Below are 20,192 nucleotides of genomic sequence, written 5' to 3'. Positions count from 1 at the left end.
ACACCAGCGTGTCACATGTGACGGCCGGTCCGCGAGAGGCGCGACGGCCACCAGGCGCGGCGCCCGAGGTCGACGACGAGCGCCGGGACGAGCAGGGACCGGACCACCACGGTGTCGAGCAGGACGCCGAAGGCCACGACGAAGGCGATCTGCGCGAGGAACAGGATCGGGATCACCCCGAGGGCAGCGAAGGTCGCCGCCAGCACGACGCCGGCCGAGGTGATGACCCCGCCCGTCGCGGCCAGCCCGCGCAGGACGCCCTCGCGCGGACCGTGCCGGAGCGTCTCCTCGCGCACCCGGGTCATGAGGAAGATGTTGTAGTCGACCCCGAGCGCGACGAGGAACACGAACGCGAACAGCGGCACGGACGGGTCCGCTCCGGGGAAGTGGAACACGTGGTCGAACACCAGCGCGCCGACGCCGAGCGCGGCCGCGAAGGACACGATCACGCTGCCGATGAGCACGAGCGGCGCGACGACGCTGCGGAGGAGCAGCACGAGGATCAGCAGGATGACCGCGAGCACCACGGGGATGATCACGGTCCGGTCCCGGATGCCGGTGTCGTTCGTGTCGAGGGCGGTCGCCGTGACGCCCCCGACGAGCGCGTCCCGGTCCACCCGCTCGACCGCCGTCCGGAGCTCGCGGACGGTCTGCTCGGCAGCGGCGGAGTCGGCCGGGTCGGTGAGGGTCGCCTCGAGCAGGACGTCGCCGCGCGAGACCGTGGGAGCGGCGGCGGCCGGGGCACCATCCGGACCTGCCGGGTCGACGGGCACCGTGCCCGACGGGGCGTCCTTCGACGCGGCGACCACCCCGTCGACGCCGGGCACCGAGCGGACCGCGTCGACGAGCGCGTCCAGGTCGCGCTCCGCACCGATCACCTGGGCCGGGCTCCCGGACCCACCGGGGAAGTGGTCGGCGAGGACCTGCTGGCCCTCCCGCGCCTGGGACGCCCCGATGACGAGGTCGCTCTGCGGCACCCCGTCGGCACGCAGCCCGATCAGCCCGCTGCCCATCGCCAGGAGCGCCACGGTGCAGACGATCCACACCGTTCGGGACCGGCGCGCCACGAGCCGGCCCACGCGCGCCCAGAGCCCGGTGGCGTCGGGACCCGTCAGCGCGCGCTCCCCGCTGCCGAACCGCGGACGCAGCGGCCAGAACGCCGCGCGGCGGAAGACCAGGAGCAGCGCGGGCAGCAGCGTGAGCGCCGCGAGCAGGCTGGACGCGATGCCGATCGCCGCGACCGGACCGAGCGCCTTGTTCGAGTTCAGGTCGGACAGCAGCAGGCAGAGCACGCCGACGATCACGGTCCCGCCCGAGGCGACGATCGGCTCGGTGGCGCCGCGCAGTGCCGCCCTGGTCGCGTCCCACCCGGTGCGGTGCTCCCGCAGCGCCTCGCGGTACCGCGCCGTGTAGAGGAGCGCGTAGTCGGTGGCGGCACCGATCACCAGGATGGACAGGATGCCCTGCACCTGCCCGTTCACGGTGACGATCCCGGCCTTCGCCAGCGCGTACACGACGAGGATCGAGGCGCAGAGGGCGAACGTCGCCGTGCCGAGCACGAGGAACGGCAGCAGCGGTGAACGGTAGACCACCACGAGGATGACGAAGACGGCGGCGAGCGCGACACCGAGCAGCAGGCCGTCGATGCCCGCGAACGCCGCGGTGAGGTCCGCCGTGAAGCCAGCCGGACCGGTCACGTACCCGTCCACCCCGGAGGGCAGCGCGTCGTCGACCTGCGCCCGGATGGCCGTGACGACGTCACCGGTGTCGGCGTCCTCGGTGGGTGTCGCGACGATCTCCACCGCGTCACCGTCCTCGCTCGGGATCGCCGGGCTGACCGCCTGCACGTCGTCACGGTCGCCGATCGTGTCCGCGAGCCGCTGCGCGTCGGCGAGGTCGGCACCCGTCAGTCCGCCGTCGCGCTCGAGGACGACGATCGCGGGCACCCCGGACGCCTGGCGGAACGCGGACGCACGCTCCTGCACCTTCGTGGCGTCGGCCGACGCGGGCAGGAACGAGGTCTGGTCGTTCGTCGCGACCTCGGAGATCTTCCCGAAGACCGGACCGCCGACACCGGCGACGACGAGCCAGACGACGATGACGAGGGCGGGCAGCACGGCACGGAGGAACCTGGACACGTCGGGGAGCGTACACCGATCGTCAGCATGCTGACTACTTTCCCCGGAGGGCAGGTGCCGCGCCGGTAGGATCCTGCCATGTCCGAACCTGCCGAGCAGTGGCCGCTCGGACGCCTCCTCTCCGCCGCCGCCCGCGCCGTCGAGCGCGAGTGGGACGAGCGACTGCGGGCGATCGGGCTGACCCACGCCGCACTCGTCGCGATCGACATCGTGCTGCGGACCGGCCCGACGGGTGCGGACACCCTCGCCCGGACGGCACGCGTCCAGCCGCAGACCATGTCGCGGACGCTCGAGCGCGCCGAACGCGACGGCCTGGTCGAGCGGACGTCGCACCCGGAGGACGGGCGACGCCGCGTCGTGCAGGTCACGGAGGCGGGGCGTCGGGCATGGGAGACCGCGCAGCACATCGAGCGCGAGGTCCTGCCCGAGGACGCCGAGCTCCGGCGCCGTCTGAGCGCCGTCCTCCACAGGGTCTGATACTGGAATACCAGTTACGGTAAGCTCTTCCGGGTCGGCGCAGGGCCGACCCGACCCGAGGAGTCCCGATGTCCGAACGTCGCACCGCCCGAGCGGCGGCCGAGGCAACAGCCCGACCACCGCGCAGGAAGCGTCCGTTCCTCGTCGCACTCCTCGTGACGGGCGGCACGCTGGTCGCCGCTGCGACCGCCCTCGCCGTCGCCGCCGCGGTCTTCGTCGGCGGCCTCGCGAGCAGCTTCGACCAGCGCTCCGATGCCCTCGCCGACCCGTTCCCCGCCGGGTCCCGTCCCGCCGCGTCCGGCACGGCGGAGAACCTCCTGCTCGTCGGATCCGACTCGCGGGCAGCCCGCGATCCCGACGGCGACCACGCGGCCGGCGGGCGTTCGGACTCGCTGATGCTCGTGCACGTCCCCGCCGACCGTCGGCACGTGTACCTGATGTCGATCCTCCGCGACTCGTGGGTCGACGTCCCGGGGCACGGTCGGGCGAAGATCAACGCCGCGTACTCCTGGGGCGGGATCCCCCTCACGGTGCAGACCGTCGAACAGCTCCTCGACGTGCGGATCGACCACGTCGCGGAGATCGACTTCGCCGGCTTCCAGGACGTCACCGACGCACTCGGTGGCGTGACGGTGCAGTCGAGCGAGGACTTCACGGCGCGCGGTCACCACTTCACCCGCGGGACGAACCACCTCGACGGCGAGCAGGCACTCGTCTTCGTGCGGGAGCGGTACGCATTCGCCGACGCCGACCACACCCGCGTCCGCAACCAGCAGGCGTTCCTCCGTGGCGTGTTCCAGCAGGTGCTCTCCCGGGGCACCCTCACGAACCCCGGGCGCCTGCAGGACTTCGTGGCGGCCACGAGCGAGCACGTCGCCGTCGACGCCGGGTTCGACGCCAGGGCGATCGCGACGCTCGGATGGTCGCTCCGGGGCATCCGCGCCCACGACCTCGTGACCTTCACGCTGCCGACGGCCGGCGGCGGGACCTCCCCGGACGGGCAGTCCTACGTCTCGCTGAACGAACTCGACCGGCAGGACGTGTCGCGCGCCCTGCGGTCGGACGACCTGCAGGACTGGCTCGCCGAACGCGACCGGTAGGACGCACGAGACCCCCGCGGCGCTGGGCCGCGGGGGTCTCGTGTCGGATCGGGAGGTCGATCAGGCGGGGAGCTGCAGCTCCTGGCCGGCGTAGATCAGGTTCGCGTCGTCGATCGTCGACGTGTTCGCAGCCCACAGCTTCATGTAGCCGCCGTCGACGTCGAGCTTCGTGGCGATCGAGTCGAGCGTGTCGCCCGACTGGATCGTGTAGGTCTTGCCACTGGTGGCGACCGCAGCGGGCTTGCTCGGCGCGGTGACCTTCGGCGCGGCCGGGGTCGTCGCCTTCGGAGCCGCCTGCTGCGGGGCAGCCTGCTGCGTCGTCTGCTGCTGCGGGGCGGCCTGCTGCTGCGGCGCCGCCTGCTGCGGGGCGGCGGGCGCCGGAGCTGCTGCCTGCGGTGCCGCACCGGCGGTGCCGCTCAGGCCGAGCTTCGCGGAGCAGGCCGGCCAGGCGCCCCACCCCTGCGATGCGAGGACGCGCTCGGCCACCGCGATCTGGGTCGCGCGGCTCGCGGAGGCCGGGTTGCCCGTGCCCCCGTGCGCCTGCCAGGTGCCGAGGTTGAACTGCAGGCCGCCGTAGTAGCCGTTGCCGGTGTTGATGGCCCAGTTGCCGCCGGACTCGCACTGCGCGAGCGCGTCCCAGGTCGAGCCGGATGCTGCGTTCGCGGGCGTCGCCGCGAGGCCGACACCGGTCGCGGCGATGCCGGCGAACGCCAGGCCGCCGACGATGGTGCGGGTACGGGAAAGCTTCTTCATGGTTGATCGCTCCACCGGGACCACGGACCGAGAGCCGGTCGCCACTGCCCGTCCCGACCGATCGCGGTCACGTTGTGGGGTGCTCCGCCGGGGGCAGTGGACTCGTGCCGGCGTCGCCTGGTCGGCAACCATAGGAAACTCGCGGTCGTTATCAAACCGAGACCAACGGTTCTACGGGACGATGGTATGTACCCCGGTGGCCTTCCTGTACGCCTCGATCACCATGAGCATGGCGATCGGGACGTACCCGGGTACGCCACCTTGGCAGTTCCCTGGCAATGCGGCGGACGGGAGGCCCGTGGCGGGCCCGCCGCGAGCCTCCCGTCCGCCTCCTGGCCGCCGCCTGATCACCGTCTGGACAGCAGCGTCACGGCCTCCAGGTGTCCGGTCTGCGGGAACATGTCGAGCACACGGGCCCGGCGGAGGCGGTAGGACGGCATGCGCGCGAGGTCCTTCGCGAGGGTCACCGGGTTGCAGCTCGAGTAGACGACGTGCTGCACGTCGGACTCCTCGAGCCAGGTCGCGAGCGTCTCGCCGACGCCCCGGCGGGGCGGGTTCACGACGACGAGTTCGGGGAGCGTGCCGGGACGGGCCCGGAGTGCGTGCTCGGTCGCGTCGTCGGCGGCGAAGCGCACGTCGGACAGCCCGGCCTCGCGGGCGGACTGCTTGGCCGATCGGATCGCCTCGCGACTCGTCTCGATGCCGGTGACCGTCCGGCCGGGCCGGGCAGCGTGCAGGGCGAACCCCCCGACGCCGCAGTACAGGTCCCACATCGACGCCGGCGCCACCTCGTCGATCCACGCCGTCGCCTGGTCGTAGAGCTGTGCGGCGACGGCGGTGTTCGTCTGGAAGAAGCTCTGCGGCCGCAGGTGCATGGTCACCGTGCCGAAGCGCATCGGCAGGGTCTCCTGGTCGGTGAGCACGACCTCGCGGTCCCCCTCGGTGACGGCCTTGTGCTCGGGCAGCAGGTTCGCGGTAACCACGACGGCTTCCGGCAGCACGCGGCGGAGGGTGTCGAGGTGTGCACGGAGGCGGGGCAGCTGCCCCTCGGAGCGCAGCACGAAGCGCACCATGAGCTCGCCGTCGGGTGACTCCGTCACGAGGACGAACTTCAGCTCGCCACGGCGCGCGCCGACGTCGTACGGGATGAGCCCGGCGTCGGCGACGAAGTCCGCCAGCACCGGGAGTGCGCGCCGGATGCCGGGGGTGCAGATGCCGCAGTGGCGGAGGTCGACCCCGCGCTGCCGGTGGTCGAGGATGCCGACCGTCGGACGCTGCACCGTCCCGCCGACGACCATCTTCGCCTTGTTCCGGTAGCCGGACTCGGGGCTGGTGACCGCCGGCAGCCACTCGACGACCCCTGGGCCGCCCGCCGCCTCGACCGCATCGTGCAGGAGCTCGCGTGTGCGGATCTCCTTGTCGAGCACCTGATCGGCGTAGGGCTGGCCCATGAGCGTGCACGAGCGGCACACCCCGCGGTCGAAGTAGTCGCACTGCATGGCCGGGTCAGGATACGGCAGCGGCGTCCCGTGTCGTGGTCGGGATGCGGTACACCGACGTCGTCGCGGTGACGAAGAGCGTCGTGCCGTCGTCGCCGCCGAAGCAGAGGTTCGCGACGACCTCCGGCACCGGCAGGTCTCCGATGCGCGTGCCGTCCGGCGCGAGGACCGTGACCCCGCGGTGCGTCGAGGACCACACGTTGCCGTGCTCGTCGACGCGGATGCCGTCCGGCACGCCCTCGCCGTCGTCGAGCCGGGCGAACACGCGGCCGTTCTTCACGCGGACGCCGTCGACGTCGTAGGCGCGGACCACCGGCGCGTCCGACGACGAGCTCGCGACGTAGAGCACCCGCTCGTCGGGCGAGAACGCCAGGCCGTTCGGCTCGTCGACGTCGAGGACCACGGGGCGGAGGTCCTCGCCGTCGGGTCCGCACCGGAAGACCCAGTGGTCGCCGTACTCCCGCTCACCCGGGTGCCCCTCGCGCGGCTGGGTGATGCCGTACGCGGGGTCGGTGAACCACACGGTGCCGTCTCGGGTGACGACGACGTCGTTCGGCGAGTTGAGCCGTCCACCCGCCCAGCCGTCGATCACCGGCGTGACGACCCCGGCGCGGTCGCGCTCGACCCGGCGGCGCCCGTGCGAGCACTGCACGACCGACCCGTCGCGGTCGAGGGTGCGGCCGTTGGTGAACTCGACCCCGGCGGCGTACGTCGAGGTCTCACCGGTGTCCTGGTGCCACTGGAGGATGCGGTCACCCGGGATGTCCGACCAGCGGAGGGTGCGCGAGGAGGGGATCCAGCAGGGCCCCTCGGCCCACGTGCTGCCGGTGGCGAGCCGCTCGAGGGCGCCGGGATCGGGGACGAGGTCGGTCAGCTGCACGGGTTCTCCTTCGAACGGTGGAGCGGGGGTCAGGCTGCGGCTGCTGCCTCACTGCGGCGGCGGACGGCCTTCTCGATGGCCGAGATCGCGAGGCCGAGCAGGATCGACGCCACGACCGCGAGGGTCGTGACGAGGAAGGGCTGGTCGCGGCTCCAGCTCCCGGTCGCCGCCGCGATCCCGACGCAGTACGCGGCCCAGACGACGTCGGCGAGCGCGCAGCTGACCAGGAACGTGCGCAGGTCCAGCCCGCTGTCCGCGCCGACCAGGTTCGTCGTGAGCCGTCCCATGGGGATGAAGCGACCGAGGACCGCGATGCGCCCGGGGGCCCTGCGGTACCGGCCGTCGATCGACTCGCGCGCCCTGCGGACCTTCGGTCGGGTGAACCAGGAGCGGGAGCCGAGGTCGACGGTCCGCGCCAGGTGCCAGAGGCCGAGGTCACCGAGCACCATGCCGACCGTGGCGGCGACGACGAGGAGCAGCACCGGCAGGAGCCCGCCGTCCCCACCGACGAGGAGCGTGCCGATCGCCACCACCAGGGCCTGGCTCGGCAGGAACACCGCCACGCTGCCGACGGCCAGCACGAGTCCGACCACGAGGAAGGCCCACGGCGTACCGACGAGCTGGAGCACCAGCTGTTGCGCTGCGTCCACCGGTCCACCTCCACGGGCGCGGGGAAGCACGCCGACGTCGATCATCCCAGGTCGGCGTCCGGTCCGTGCTCCGTCCTGCGCACGATCTCCCGCATCGCGTCGGCTGCGCCGTCCGCGTCGCCCGTCGCGACCGCCCGCGCGAGCGTGCGGTGCAGCCCGACGTCGTGCCGGTCCGGCCGGATGCTGCCGCGCTCCCGGAGCGCCTCGCCGACCACCCGGTGCAGGCGACGGTAGAGGACGTTGCCGGAGAGCTCGAGCACGAGTGCGTGGAACCGGACGTCCGCGATCGTGAAGTCGAGGCGGCGGTCCTCGGACGCGGCGGCGGCGAGCTCGTCCGCGGTGGTGAGCAGTGCCTCCCGACCGGTCGCGCACGCCTCGAGCGGTGCCCGTCGGGCCGCGGCGGCCGCCGCGAGCGGCTCCACGGCGGCGCGGAGCTCACGCAGCTCCGCCGAGGCTCGTTCGCGGTCCGGGCCCTGCAGTCGCCACCGCACCACGCGCGGGTCGAGGACGTCCCACTCCGTCACACCGAGGACGGTGATGCCGACCCGACGACCGGCGTGGAGCAGCCCGAGCGAGACCAGGACCCGGACGGCCTCGCGCACGATGCTGCGACTGGCGCCGGTCCACGCCACCAGCTCGTCCGTGCTGCGACGGCTGCCCCGGGGGAACGCCCCGGAGACGACCGCTGCGCCGATCGCGTCGATGACCCGGTCGAAGGTGCTCGTCACCGCTGCGAGACCGGCGACAGCACGAGCTCGTCGATCCGCACGTGCGCCGGGGCACCGAGCACGAACGCGACCGTCCGACCGACGTCCTCCGGCTGGAGCATGCGCTGCCGCGCGGCGGCGTCCGGCACCTGCGGCCGCTGGTCGAGGAAGTCCGTGGCGACGTCGCCCGGGCACAGGTGCGTGGCGCGGACGCCGTGCGCGGCCTCCTGCTGGTTGAGCGTCCGGACGATCGACCCGAGGGCCGTCTTGCTCGCCGAGTACGCCACTCCCGCCCCCGGCTGGAAGGACCACCCGGCGTACGACGACACCACGACGACGACGCCACCCGCATCGCGCAGCGCGGGCAGCGCCGCGTCGACGACGGTCACGACCGCCGTCGTGTTCGTGTCGAGGACCGCACGGACGTCGGCCAGCGACTGGTCGTCCCACCGTCTGCCCCGGGTGTTCAGCCCCGCGGCGAGCACGAGCCCGTCGATGCGTCCGTGACGCCGGAGCACGTCGTCGCGTGCGGCAGCGACGGCGTCCTGCGCCGTGACGTCGAGCGGCAGCACGTCCGCTGCCCCACCGGCCGCGCGCACCGCGTCGGCGACCTGCTCGAGGCGGTCGGGGCGCCGACCGCTCAGCACGACGGTCCACCCGTCGCGAGCGGCCGCGACCGCACTCGCAGCACCCATGCCGCTGCCGCCACCGGTGACCCAGAGCACCCTCGCTGCCATGCTCCAATAGTATGACCATTCGAGGCACGGGCGCCGCACGGAGTCGACGGCCTCCGACGACGGGAGCGACGATGCACCTCGACCTGACCGACCGCGTGGTGGTCGTCACCGGAGCCGCGCGCGGCATCGGCCGGACGCTGGCCGCCCGCTTCGCTGCGGAGGGCTGCCGGGTGGTCGCGTTCGACCTCGCCTTCGACGAGGCCCCGCCCTCGCCCTCAACCTCGCCCTCGGGCATCGACGAGGTGGTGTGCGACGTGGCCGACCCGGCGTCGGTCCGCGCGGCCGTCGACACGGTCGTCGCACGGCACGGCACGATCGACGTGCTGGTCAACAACGCCGGCATCAACGTCACCGGGGCCGTCACGGAGCTGGAGTGGGACGCCTGGCGTCGTTGCATGGACGTCAACCTGGGCGGGACGTTCCTGGTGAGCCAGGCCGTCGCCCCGGTCATGCAGGCCGCCGGACGCGGACGGATCGTCAACGCGGCCTCGTTCGCGGCGATCGTGCCGAGCGTGGGCAGCGCTGCCTACGCCGCGTCGAAGTCGGCGGTCGTGGCGTTCACCCGCGTGCTCGCGTCGGAGCTCGGTCCGTGGGGCATCACGGTGAACGCGTACGCACCCGGCATGGTGCCGACGGCGATGAACGGGTTCGCCGAGATGCCGACGGCGGAGCAGGACCGGCTGCTCGACACACTGTCGCTCCGCCGGTGGGAGACCCCGGACGACGTGGCCGACCTGCTCGTCTTCCTGGCGAGCGACGCGGCCGGGTACATCACCGGCACCCTCGTCGACGTGTCCGGGGGCAAGCTCGCGACGCAGATGCCCGCACGGGCGCACGGGCGCTGAGGCGGCGATCGGGGCAGGGCTGTCCGGTCGCTCAGGAACTTGCCACCGAGCGTTCCGTAAGCTGTGAGGGCCCAGTGAGCCGGACTGCAGCCCGACCCCGAGGAGGTGCCCGATGGTCTCCGTCCTCATCGCGTTCGCGATCGTCGCCCTGATCGTTCCCGCCCTGACCCCCCTGCTCGGCCGCCGTGTGTTCTACGCGGCCGCCCTCGCCCCCGCGGCCGCCGCGGTGCTGACGATCGCGCAGTCCGACCGGGCCCTGCACGGCGGCGTCACCAGCCGGTGGCAGTGGATCGCCGAACTCGACCTCGCCGTGTCGCTCCGGATGGACGCCCTGTCGTGGGTCCTCGCCCTCGTGGTCTCGGTGGTCGGCACCCTCGTGCTCGTCTACTGCGCGTCCTACTTCGGGCGCGACGAACCCGGACTCGGACGGTTCGCCGGCGTCCTGACCGCCTTCGCCGGGTCGATGTACGGGCTGGTCGTCGCCGACGACGTCATCGTGCTCTTCGTGCTGTGGGAGGCCACGACGGTCTTCTCCTACCTGCTCATCGGCCACGACGCCGCGAAGCGTGCCAGCCGTGCAGCCGCGATGCAGGCGCTCGTCGTCACGACGGCCGGCGGTCTGGCGATGCTCGCCGGACTCGTCGCGCTCTCGGTCACGGCGGGCACCACGAGCCTGTCGGGGATCATCGCGCAGGCGCCCGAGCTCGTCGACCGCCCCGGTCCGCTCGTGCCCGTCGCCGTCGTCCTCGTGCTGCTCGGTGCGCTGACCAAGTCGGCGATCGTGCCCTTCCACTTCTGGCTCCCCGCCGCGATGGCCGCCCCGACGCCCGTCAGCGCGTACCTCCACGCCGCGGCGATGGTGAAGGCCGGCATCTACCTCGTCGCCCGCCTCGCCCCGGCGTTCGCGCTCATGACCGGGTGGCGCGAGACCGTCACCGTGCTGGGTGTGCTCGGCATGCTCGTGGGTGGGTACCGGGCGCTGCGCCAGACCGACCTCAAGCTGCTGCTCGCGTACGGCACCGTCGCCCAGCTCGGCTTCCTCGTGCTCGCCGCCGGGTGGGGTGCCCCAGCGGTGGCGCTCGGCGGCGTCGCCCTCCTCGTCGCACACGCCACGTTCAAGTCCACGCTCTTCCTGGTCGTCGGCTCGATCGACCACGTCGCCGGCACCCGTGACCTCGGCCGGTTGAGCGGACTGGGACGGCGGATGCCCTGGCTCGTCGTCGTCAGCGTCCTCGCGCTGGCGTCCATGGCCGGGATCCCACCGACGATCGGCTTCGTCGCGAAGGAGGCCGTGCTCACCGGCTTCGTCGAGGAGCTGCACGGTCCGCAGGCAGGGTGGGCCTGGTTCGCGCTCGTCGGCGTGACGCTCGGCTCCCTGCTGACGGTGGCCTACTCGCTGCGGTTCCTGTGGGGTGCCTTCGCCCGGAAGCCCGGCGTGCAGGAGACCGAGGCGCACGGGCTGCACGGCCTCGGGGTCGTGCCGTCGGTCCTCGCCGTCACCGGTCTCGTCCTCGGCGTGCTCACCCCCGTCGTCGCACACGGCATCGAGCCCGCGGCCACCGCCGCAGCGCTCCCGGAGGGCGAGGTCCCGCACCTGGCGCTCTGGCACGGCCTCGAGCCGGCGCTCGGCCTCTCCGCCGTCACGCTGGTCGGCGGTGTCGCCCTGTTCCTGCTCCGCCGTCCGGTCGAGGCCCTGCAGCACCGGCTCGCCGGGTCCCCGAGCGCGTCGGGCACGTACCGCGGGATCATGCGCGGACTCGACCGTCTGGCGACCGGTCTGACAGCCGGTGTGCAGCGCGGCTCGCTCCCCTACTACCTGACGGTGATCCTGTCGGTGTTCGTCGCCGGGGCCCTGGCGAACCTCGCGCTCGGTGGTCCGTGGGAGTTCCGGGTGCGGTTCGCCGACTCGTGGGGACAGGTCCCGGTCGTCGTCGTGATGGCCGTGGCAGCGATCGCCGTGCTCACCGCCAAGACGCGCTTCGCCGCCGCCGTGCTCGTCGGCGTGACCGGCTACGGGATGTCCGTCCTGTTCGTCCTGCACGGCGCCGTCGACCTCGCCCTCACGCAGCTCGTCGTCGAGACCGTCACCCTCATCGCCTTCGTGCTGGTGCTCCGGCGCCTGCCCCCGCGCATCGCGACGGCCAACCCGTCGCGGTTCCGCATCGTCCGCGCGCTCTTCGCGGCGCTGGCCGGTGCGACCTTGGCGGTCGTCGTCGTCGTCGCGGCGTCGGCGCGCAACAGCACCCCGATCTGGCCGGACATCCCCGCGCTCACGAAGTCCTTCGGGCACGGGCTCAACGTGGTGAACGTCGCCCTGGTCGACCTGCGCGGGTGGGACACGCTCGGCGAGCTGACGGTCGTCGTGGCCGCGGCGACGGGTGTCGCGAGCCTGATCTTCCTCGACTCGCGCGAGGACACCCTCCCCCGGCTCCGTGACCTGCCCGCGAGCGTGACGAGCGACAAGCACCGCCCGGACGGTGAGCCACGGGCCTGGCTGCCGACGAGCGCGGCGATCCCGACCGGCCGCTCGGCCCTGCTCGACGTGGTCGTCCGCCTGCTCTTCCACGGACTCGTCGTGCTGTCGCTCTACCTGCTCTTCGCCGGCCACAACGCCGCCGGTGGCGGGTTCGCCGGCGGTCTCGTGGCGGGCATCGCACTCGCCGCCCGGTACCTGGCCGGCGGTCCCGCCGAGCTCGGCGCCGCCGCTCCGGTCCGGGCCGGGCGGCTGCTCGGGCTCGGTGTCGCCACCGCAGCCACGACGGCGGTCGTGCCGCTCTTCTTCGGCAAGGAGGCCCTGTACTCCGAGTTCTTCGAGGCCACCGTGCCGGTCCTCGGTCACGTCGAGTTCGTCACCGCGACGTTCTTCGACATCGGTGTCTACCTGGTCGTCGTCGGGCTCGTGCTCGACGTGCTCCGCAGCCTCGGCGCCGAGGTCGACCGGCAGCGCCTCGAGGACTCCCGCTCGCGGGTGCAGGACACCACCGAGGACGACCCGCACGACAACGCCGCCGCATCGACCCCGGAGGGGAGTGCCGTATGACCATCACCCTGGTCCTCGTCATCGCGATGGCGGTGCTGTTCTCGTGCGGGGTCTACCTGCTGCTCGAACGCTCGCTGACGCGGATGCTGCTCGGGTTCCTGCTGCTCGGCAACTCGCTGAACCTGCTGCTGCTCATCATGTCCGGCGCGGCGGGGAGGCCCCCGATCGGCGGGTCGTCCGAGGGCATCACCGACCCGCTCCCCCAGGCGTTCGCCCTGACCGCGATCGTCATCACCTTCGCCGTCAGCGCCTTCCTGCTCGCACTCATCCACCGCTCCTGGAAGCTGTCCCGCGCCGACGAGGTCGAGGTCGACGAAGCCGACGCGGCCATCGGCAGGGACCGCGACGACGACCCCGCCGACGACGACCCCGAGATCGACACCGACCCCGAGGCCGCACAGAACGAGGAGGCCACGCGATGACCTGGCTCGTCCCCCTGCTCGTCCTCGTCCCGCTGCTCGGGGCGGCCGTCGCACTCGGACTCCTCCGGCACCGGAAGCTCCAGCGGGCGATCACCGTCGCCGTGCTGGCGGTCGCGGTGGCCGTCGCCGCCACGTTGATGGTGCTCGTCGACCAGCACGGCACCATCGTCGTGCAGGTCGGCGGGTGGCAGGCGCCCTACGGCATCTCGCTCGTCGTCGACCGGCTGAGCGCGCTGCTCCTGACCGTGAGTGCGAGCGTGCTCCTGCTCGTCCTGCTGTTCTCGATCGGCCAGGACCTCGCGCCGGACGACGAGGACGCCCCGGTCACGATCTTCTACCCGACGTACCTCGTGCTCGCCGCCGGTGTCCTCGACGCGTTCATGGCCGGCGACCTGTTCAACCTCTACGTCGCGTTCGAGATGCTGCTCGTGGCGAGCTACGTGCTCATCACCCTCGGCGGCAGCGAGCAGCGCGTGCGGGCCGGCACGACGTACATCATCACGAGCCTGATCGCCTCGGCGCTCTTCCTCGCGTCGATCGGCCTCGTGTACGGCGCGACCGGCACCGTGAACATCGCGCAGATCTCGGAGCGGGTCGCCGGGCTGCCCGATCACGTGCAGCTCCTGCTCCACACGATGCTGCTCATCGCGTTCGGCATCAAGGCGGCGGTGTTCCCCCTGGCCTTCTGGCTGCCGGACTCGTACCCGACCGCGCCGGCCCCGGTCACCGCGGTGTTCGCGGGCCTGCTCACCAAGGTCGGCATCTACGCGATCATCCGGCTCGAGACGATCATCTTCCCGCGCCCACAGCTCAACACGGTGCTGCTCGTGGTCGCGGTGCTCACGATGATCGTCGGCGTGCTCGGGGCGGTGTCGCAGACCGACGTCAAACGGCTGCTGTCCTTCACGCTCATCAGCCACATCGGCTTCATGGTGATGGGCGTCGGCCTCGGCTCGGTCGTCGGCACGGCCGCCGCGGTGTTCTACACGGTGCACCACATCGTCGTGCAGACCACGCTGTTCCTGGTGTCGGGCGTGATGGAGCGCGTCGGCGGGACGACGTCGACCAGGTCGCTCGGCGGACTGCTCAAGGCTGCACCGCTCCTCGCCGCGCTCTACCTCGTGCCGGCGTTCAACCTCGGCGGCATCCCCCCGTTCTCCGGCTTCATCGGCAAGCTCGGCCTGTTCCGCGCCGCAGCCGAGGACGGCTCCCCGATGGCCTGGGTGACCGTCGGCGCCGGCGTCGTGACGAGCCTCCTGACCCTGTACGCGCTCATGCGCGTCTGGGACGCCGCCTTCTGGCGGCCGAAGCCCGCCGCCGAGGCGGCGGCACCGCACGTGAGCACGGCCGAGCCGCAGGCGCACCTGCGGTCGCCGGAACCGGCGCCCCTCACCGTCTCCGAGGAGACGGGCGAGGCGTACCACCCGGGAGGCTCGACGACCGTCACCGACGCACCCCACGCGAGCAGCGCCTCCCGTCCGGCCACCGGCCAGACCGCCGCTGTCGGCGAGGCACCGGAACGTCCGCAGCTGCCCCGCATGCTCGTCGCCGTCACGACCGTCGCCGTCCTCGGGTCGGTCGCCCTGACCGTCGTCGCCGGACCGCTCTACGGCTACGCGACCCGCGCAGCGGAGTCGCTGGAGTCGCCCGACCGCTACGTGCAGGCCGTCCTGGGAGGCACCGATGAGTGACACCCGCCGCATCTCGAACGCCCGGCGCATCGCCCTCGCCTGGCGCTACGACGTCCCGCTCGTCGCCGGCCTGACCGTCCTGTGGGCGCTGCTCTGGGGGTCGTGGAGCGTCCTGACGCTGCTCTGCGGCGTCGTCGTCGCGCTCCTCGTCACGCAGCTGCTCCCCCTGCCGCCCGTCCCGCTGTCGAAGCGGTTCTCGGTGCCGCGGGTGCTGTGGTTCCTGCTGGTGTGGGCCGGACACGTCGTCGTCGCCTCGTTCCGTGTGGCGTGGGTCGCCGTCCGTCCGCGGGGCGTGCAGCGCAGCTCGGTCGTGCTCGTGCAGCTGCACACCACGTCCGAGATGACCTTCACGCTCGCCACCCTGGCGATCTCGCTGGTCCCCGGCTCGTACGTCGCCGACGTCGACCTGCCCCGCCGGCGCCTGCTCGTCCACGTGCTCGACACCGAACGCATCGAGCAGGTCGACCAGGAACGCCGCACCATCGCACGCATCGAGGAGCTCGTCATCCGCGCCATCGGGTCAAAGCAGGACGTCTCGGAGCTCGCCGAGCCACTGCCGGAGGTGACCCGGTGAGCGCCGCCGTGGTCGTGATGAGCACCGGGATCGTGCTCGTGCTCGCGCTGCTCGGCGCGACGCTCGCCCTGGCCGTGGGCCGCATCGTGCGCGGGCCGACGATCCTCGACCGGATGATCGGCTCCGACATGGTGCTGACGACCGCGCTCGTGGTGATCGCCGCCGCGATGGTGGTCCGGCGCGACCTGACCGGGGTGCCCGTGCTCGTCGTGATCGCCGCGACGAGCGTGTTCGCGACGATCGCCGTCGCGCGGATCGTCACGCCCTCGTCGGACCCGTCGGACGAGGGGCTCGACGCGACCACGCCGGAGCACGCCGTCGAGGAGGAGACGAAGTGATCGCGATCCTGGAGTCCTTCGTGGACGGCGCCGGCGTCCGCGCGTGGATCGCGCTCGCGCTGCTGCTCGTCTCCGCGGTGCTCTCGCTCGGCGCAGCGATCGGCATCGTGCGGTTCCCCGACCCGCTCGTCCGGCTGCACGCGATGGCGAAGCCGCAGGTGCTCGGGCTGGCGCTCGCCCTGGCCGCGCTCGTCGTGGCGGTGTGGACCTGGACCGCGTTCTGGGTCGCGGTGCCGATCATCGTGTTCCAGCTGTTCCTGGTGCCGGTGTCGACGCACATGATCGCCCGTGCCGGGCTGCGGTCGAACGACTACCGGCACGAGGACCTGCTGGTCGACGACACCGAGGACTGAGTCAACTCCTCGCGGGCCTGTCAGCTCCGGCATCGATGAGACCGGTGCCGGGGCGGAACCGTGAGCACTCTCGAGAACCCCTCGCCGCAGCCGTACACCGCCAAGGGCCTGCTCGGCGGCGAGACGTACAGCCTGACGGCGCGCATCGTGGAGGCCGACCCTCTACCCCGGATCGAAGTTCACCGGGTACACGGCCTACCTCGTTCCGGACAGCGCACAGTCCTTCCTGCTCTACGACAACGGGAAGTACATCGCCTTCTGAACCGCTCACGCCAGTGATCGCCCACTCGCACTGCTGATCAGGAGTCACCGCCAGGAGCTCCAGACCGAGTCGACGAGGAACAAGTGCCCCGGACCGAGGTCCGGGGCACTTGTTCATCCACCGGCACGAGGGACGTGTGGTCGTCGACTCACCCGGCGGCGCGGACGGCAGCCTCGTCGTCGTCCGAGAGGCCGGCGCCGTGCGGGTGGACCGGCTGGAGCTGCTCCCACGCGAGCACGTCCGCCAGCGTCTCGGCGAGTGGGCGCCGCCTCAGGCCAGCCGACCGTGCGCGGTCTGCCGGGCGGTCGTTCATGCCCTGGTGGTCGTCGTCGGGGATCCACAGCGGCAGGGACCGCGCCCCTGCCCAGGGCGCCACCCCGCGCGCGAGGAGCACCTCGTCCGACAGCGGCTCGACCGGGACGTCCGCAGTAGCTGCGACCCGTGCTGCCTCGAGGTGCTGCCCCAGCGTGACGACCTCGCCGGGGACGTCGTGGACGCCCGCTCGGCCGCCCTCGGCCGCTCCGACGAGCCATCCCGCCAGGTCGCGGACGTCGATCACCGAGGTGGGTCGATCCGTGCGCGCCGGGACCACCACCGCGCGGCCGCTCTCGGCTGCACGGGCGAACCGCCACGGCCAGTAGCCGGAACGTCCGGTGTGGTCACCTGGTCCGCCGACGAGCCCGGCCCGCGCGATCGAGGCGCGCTCGGGGCCGAAGGCGTCGAGGACCGCACGTTCGCACGCCACCTTCGCAGCGCCGTACTCGGCGGGGTCGTCCGACGGCTCGAGCACGGCGGCGTGCTCGTCGTCACCGTGCTCGGCCTGGGACGCGTAGACGCTCACGGTCGACACGAAGACGTACCGATCGGCGACGGACTCGAGGTCACGGGCTGCGCGACGGACGTGCTCCGGGGTGCGGGAGACGTCGATGACCGCGTCCCAGTGCTCGCCGGTCACCACGGTCCGGGCGCCGTCGTGGTCACGGTCGGCCACGACGAGCCGGGCGCCGGTGGGGACGTCCGAGCCGCGCGCGACGCAGGTGACGTCGTGGCCAGCGTCGAGGGCGTGCTGCACGACGGTCCGGCCAAGCCAAGCGGTACCGCCGAGGATGAGGATGCGCATGCGGTCCAGCCTGTACCGTGCCCGGCACCCGCCCAGGGATTTTGATTTCTTATTCGACTTTACAAGCCCTAGATAAAGCGGCGTAAGAACAGTAAGGTCGGCGCGTGGACAGCGTCAGGAACCCGTACACGCCCAACGCCGGTGCTACTCCGGAGATCGTCGCAGGACGCGTCGAGCACACGCGCTCGTTCGAGGTACTCCTCCGACGCCTCGCTCGCGGACGCACCGACCAGTCCATGATCATGACGGGCTTGCGCGGGGTCGGGAAGACCGTGCTCCTCAACGCGTTCGCGGACTTGGCGCGCGAGGCGCGGTGGGAAGTCGTGGAGTTCGAGGCCAGCAAGCACGACGACAGCCAGTTCCGACAGACGATGGCTTCCCTGCTCCGATCAGCACTGCTGCAGGTGTCACCCCGGAAACGATGGAGCGACCGGGCTCGGCGTGCCGCTGAGGTCCTGACCTCGTTCAGCATGAACATGAGCGCGGAGGGGACTTGGTCGATGACGTGGGACGTCGAACCCGCGGAGGGCCTCGCGGACCACGGAGACCTGACGCTCGACCTCACCGATGTCCTCCTTGCGCTCGGTCAGGCCGTACAGGAGCACGGTAGGGGGCTTGCCATCCTGATCGACGAGGTCCAGTTCCTGCGCGCCGCACAACTCGAGGCCTTGATCCAAGCACTCCACAAGACCGTTCAGCGACGGCTCCCCATCACCTTCGTCGGGGCGGGCCTTCCGCAGATAGCGGAGCTCGCCGGCGATGCGAAGTCGTACGCCGAACGCCTGTTCCGTTTTCCGGAGATCGGGTCGCTCGGCCCGGAGGACGCGCGTGAAGCACTGATCCGACCGGCAGAGATCGAGGACGCATCCTTCAGCGAGGATGCCATCCAGCTCGCGCTCGAGATCACGAAGGGCTACCCCTACTTCATCCAGGAACTCGGGTACCAGGTCTGGGAGATCGCTCCCGGCCCGGTGATCGATGCAGACGACGTCGACGCGGCGAGAGAGGGGTACCTCGCGAAACTGGACCAGTCGTTCTTCCGTGTCCGGCTCGATCGCACCACGACCCTCCAGACGGCCTACCTCCGAGCAATGGCTGAACTCGGTCCGCTTCCGCAGAAGGCTGCGGACGTCGCCCGTGTCCTCCACCGGGAGTCCACGCAACTCGGACCGACCAGAGCAGAACTCATCGACATGGGGCTGCTCTACACGCCAGAGCACGGCTACGCCGCGTTCACCGTGCCGGACTTCGACCAGTTCATGTTGCGAGCCGTGCCGAAGCTGATCGTGCCCGAGGTCAGACGCCGGACGTCGAAGAAGTCGAGCTGATCCGGGGTCAGGCGGTCGCAGCGACCGGGGAGTCCTCGCGGCGGGCGAGCAGCAGGTCCGCCACCGCGGCGACGACGACCAGGGCGGCCGCGAACGCCGGGAACGCCATCGCGGCACCGGTCCCAGCACGCTCCGCGACCTCGCCGACGACGGCCGACGCGACCGACTGCCCGACGATCACCGCCGAGCCGAGGATCGTCATCGTGGTCGCGGACCGACCCACCGGTGAGCGGTCCGACCCGAGGCTGTACTGCGCCACGAGCGTCGGACCGATGCCGATCCCCATGACGCCGAGGACGAGGACGACCGCGCCGACGGAGTCCGCACGGCCGAACGCGATCGCACCGCCGAGCAGCACGACGCCGAACACGAGCCAGCGCCACGCGACGCCGAACGAGCGCGGGAACGCCGCCGACCCGAGTGCCAGCGCGGCGGAGCCGATGCCCATCACGCCGTAGAGCAGGCCAGCCTGGGACGCCTCGCCGTGTTCCTCCATGAAGGCGGTCAGCGACGTGAGCGTCGAGCCGAAGAAGAGCCCGATGCCGAGGATCCCGACGACGACCACGAGCAGCCGCGGGCGGAGGAGCTGCCGCGCCGGCGCCCGGGTCTCCTGCGCCGGGCCACCGACGACGAGCGCACCGGTCGGGTGCAGGGCGAACGCCGTGACGAACACGAACGTCAGGGCCGAGGCCCCGGCGACGGCCACCCACGGGGCGATCGCGCTCGCGAGCAGGCCGACCAGGAACGGACCGATGATGAACACGGTCTCGTCGGCTGCGGACTCGTAGGCCATCGTGCCGCTGAAGACCTTCTCGCGACGACCGGGCGACATGCGCTGCCGGATGATCGCGACGAGCCGCGTGCGGGACATCGGGGCGACCTGCGGCGCGGTCGCACCGATCAGGAACGACATCGCCAGGACCGCGAGGTCGGGGGCGGTGCTCGCCACGACGAGCGGCAGGACGCCGAGGAGCACGGCGTTCGCGAGGCCGACCGGCACGAGGACGGCGCGTTGGCCGAACCGGTCGGCGGCCGCACCGACGAGGGGGCCGAAGACCGCGGACCCGATGCCGACGAAGGCGGAGTTGACCCCACCGAGCGCGACGGAGTCCCGCGAGGCGACGACGAGGGTGAGGACGCCGACGACCATCATCGCGAAGGGCAGTCGGGCGACGAACGCGATCGGGAAGTACCAGCGACCGGCGAGGGAGACGAGGGACGCGTCAGCGCGTCGTTCTTGGAGCATGAGGGGGTGTGCCTTCTGGGGCCCGGCCTGAT

19 protein-coding genes are annotated in these 20,192 nt (G+C 72.1%); 10 read left to right on the top strand and 9 right to left on the bottom strand.

All coding sequences use genetic code 11. The annotated features are described in order from the left end of the window. Positions 1-11: 11 nt before the first annotated feature. Positions 12-2,138, bottom strand: a complete 2,127-nt coding sequence (locus QUG93_RS14410; RefSeq protein WP_289474939.1) for an MMPL family transporter — start codon at positions 2,136-2,138, stop codon at positions 12-14. A gap of 78 nt (positions 2,139-2,216) precedes the next feature. On the opposite strand from QUG93_RS14410, the gene QUG93_RS14405 reads away from it, so the two are divergent. Continuing rightward, on the top strand, positions 2,217-2,615 hold the full coding sequence (locus QUG93_RS14405; protein ID WP_289474936.1) for a MarR family winged helix-turn-helix transcriptional regulator: 399 nt from the start codon (positions 2,217-2,219) through the stop codon (positions 2,613-2,615). Between the two features lie 68 nt (positions 2,616-2,683). Then, positions 2,684-3,715, top strand: a complete 1,032-nt coding sequence (locus tag QUG93_RS14400) for an LCP family protein (RefSeq protein WP_289474933.1) — start codon at positions 2,684-2,686, stop codon at positions 3,713-3,715. 60 nt (positions 3,716-3,775) lie between these two features. Here QUG93_RS14400 and QUG93_RS14395 read toward each other — a convergent pair whose 3' ends face one another. From QUG93_RS14395 to QUG93_RS14370, 6 genes are all read right to left on the bottom strand, one after another. Next, the gene (locus tag QUG93_RS14395; RefSeq protein ID WP_289474931.1) at positions 3,776-4,468 is read right to left on the bottom strand and encodes a LysM peptidoglycan-binding domain-containing protein; all 693 of its coding nucleotides are present in this window, start codon (positions 4,466-4,468) and stop codon (positions 3,776-3,778) included. A gap of 347 nt (positions 4,469-4,815) precedes the next feature. After that, on the bottom strand, positions 4,816-5,967 hold the full coding sequence (gene rlmC / locus QUG93_RS14390; protein ID WP_289474928.1) for a 23S rRNA (uracil(747)-C(5))-methyltransferase RlmC: 1,152 nt from the start codon (positions 5,965-5,967) through the stop codon (positions 4,816-4,818). 7 nt (positions 5,968-5,974) lie between these two features. Continuing rightward, complete coding sequence (locus tag QUG93_RS14385; protein ID WP_353067776.1) at positions 5,975-6,847, bottom strand: SMP-30/gluconolactonase/LRE family protein; 873 nt, start codon at positions 6,845-6,847, stop codon at positions 5,975-5,977. 29 nt (positions 6,848-6,876) lie between these two features. Beyond that, positions 6,877-7,497 carry a DedA family protein gene (locus QUG93_RS14380; protein ID WP_289474926.1) on the bottom strand — a complete coding sequence of 207 codons (621 nt, stop codon included), beginning with the start codon at positions 7,495-7,497 and terminating at the stop codon, positions 6,877-6,879. 41 nt (positions 7,498-7,538) lie between these two features. Next, the gene (locus tag QUG93_RS14375; protein WP_289474924.1) at positions 7,539-8,225 is read right to left on the bottom strand and encodes a FadR/GntR family transcriptional regulator; all 687 of its coding nucleotides are present in this window, start codon (positions 8,223-8,225) and stop codon (positions 7,539-7,541) included. Then, positions 8,222-8,941, bottom strand: a complete 720-nt coding sequence (locus QUG93_RS14370; RefSeq protein ID WP_289474921.1) for an SDR family oxidoreductase — start codon at positions 8,939-8,941, stop codon at positions 8,222-8,224. The genes QUG93_RS14375 and QUG93_RS14370 overlap by 4 nt, the downstream gene beginning before the upstream one ends. A gap of 71 nt (positions 8,942-9,012) precedes the next feature. Between QUG93_RS14370 and QUG93_RS14365 the strand changes: the two genes are divergently transcribed. The 7 genes from QUG93_RS14365 to mnhG all read left to right on the top strand — a co-directional run bounded on the left by QUG93_RS14365 (position 9,013) and on the right by mnhG (position 16,204). Continuing rightward, on the top strand, positions 9,013-9,786 hold the full coding sequence (locus tag QUG93_RS14365) for an SDR family NAD(P)-dependent oxidoreductase (protein ID WP_289474918.1): 774 nt from the start codon (positions 9,013-9,015) through the stop codon (positions 9,784-9,786). Positions 9,787-9,898: 112 nt separating this feature from the next. After that, complete coding sequence (locus QUG93_RS14360) at positions 9,899-12,826, top strand: Na+/H+ antiporter subunit A (protein WP_289474916.1); 2,928 nt, start codon at positions 9,899-9,901, stop codon at positions 12,824-12,826. Next, positions 12,823-13,248, top strand: coding sequence for a Na(+)/H(+) antiporter subunit C (locus QUG93_RS14355; RefSeq protein WP_289474914.1), 426 nt, complete (start codon positions 12,823-12,825; stop codon positions 13,246-13,248). The genes QUG93_RS14360 and QUG93_RS14355 overlap by 4 nt, the downstream gene beginning before the upstream one ends. After that, positions 13,245-14,939, top strand: a complete 1,695-nt coding sequence (locus tag QUG93_RS14350; RefSeq protein ID WP_289474913.1) for a Na+/H+ antiporter subunit D — start codon at positions 13,245-13,247, stop codon at positions 14,937-14,939. Before QUG93_RS14355 ends, QUG93_RS14350 begins: the two co-directional genes overlap by 4 nt. Further along, positions 14,932-15,513: a Na+/H+ antiporter subunit E gene (locus QUG93_RS14345; protein WP_289474911.1), complete on the top strand. Its 582-nt coding sequence runs from the start codon at positions 14,932-14,934 to the stop codon at positions 15,511-15,513. Before QUG93_RS14350 ends, QUG93_RS14345 begins: the two co-directional genes overlap by 8 nt. After that, the gene (locus tag QUG93_RS14340; RefSeq protein WP_289474908.1) at positions 15,510-15,851 is read left to right on the top strand and encodes an MrpF/PhaF family protein; all 342 of its coding nucleotides are present in this window, start codon (positions 15,510-15,512) and stop codon (positions 15,849-15,851) included. Before QUG93_RS14345 ends, QUG93_RS14340 begins: the two co-directional genes overlap by 4 nt. Then, positions 15,848-16,204, top strand: a complete 357-nt coding sequence (gene mnhG / locus QUG93_RS14335) for a monovalent cation/H(+) antiporter subunit G (RefSeq protein WP_289474903.1) — start codon at positions 15,848-15,850, stop codon at positions 16,202-16,204. Before QUG93_RS14340 ends, mnhG begins: the two co-directional genes overlap by 4 nt. A gap of 410 nt (positions 16,205-16,614) precedes the next feature. Here the strand turns inward: mnhG and QUG93_RS14330 are convergent, their stop codons facing one another. After that, a complete protein-coding gene (locus QUG93_RS14330) occupies positions 16,615-17,586 on the bottom strand; it encodes an NAD-dependent epimerase/dehydratase family protein (protein WP_289474900.1) in 972 nt (323 codons plus the stop codon). A gap of 104 nt (positions 17,587-17,690) precedes the next feature. On the opposite strand from QUG93_RS14330, the gene QUG93_RS14325 reads away from it, so the two are divergent. Further along, a complete protein-coding gene (locus QUG93_RS14325) occupies positions 17,691-18,914 on the top strand; it encodes an ATP-binding protein (RefSeq protein WP_289474897.1) in 1,224 nt (407 codons plus the stop codon). A gap of 7 nt (positions 18,915-18,921) precedes the next feature. Here QUG93_RS14325 and QUG93_RS14320 read toward each other — a convergent pair whose 3' ends face one another. Next, positions 18,922-20,160 (bottom strand): MFS transporter, encoded by a 1,239-nt coding sequence (locus QUG93_RS14320; RefSeq protein WP_289474895.1) that lies wholly within the window; start codon positions 20,158-20,160, stop codon positions 18,922-18,924. Positions 20,161-20,192: the final 32 nt, after the last annotated feature.

The organism is Curtobacterium caseinilyticum (genome assembly GCF_030363035.1).
Classification (GTDB): domain Bacteria; phylum Actinomycetota; class Actinomycetes; order Actinomycetales; family Microbacteriaceae; genus Curtobacterium; species Curtobacterium caseinilyticum.
The sequence above is the reverse complement of the archived record's forward strand: the minus strand, read 5'-3'. Positions and strand labels throughout refer to the sequence as shown.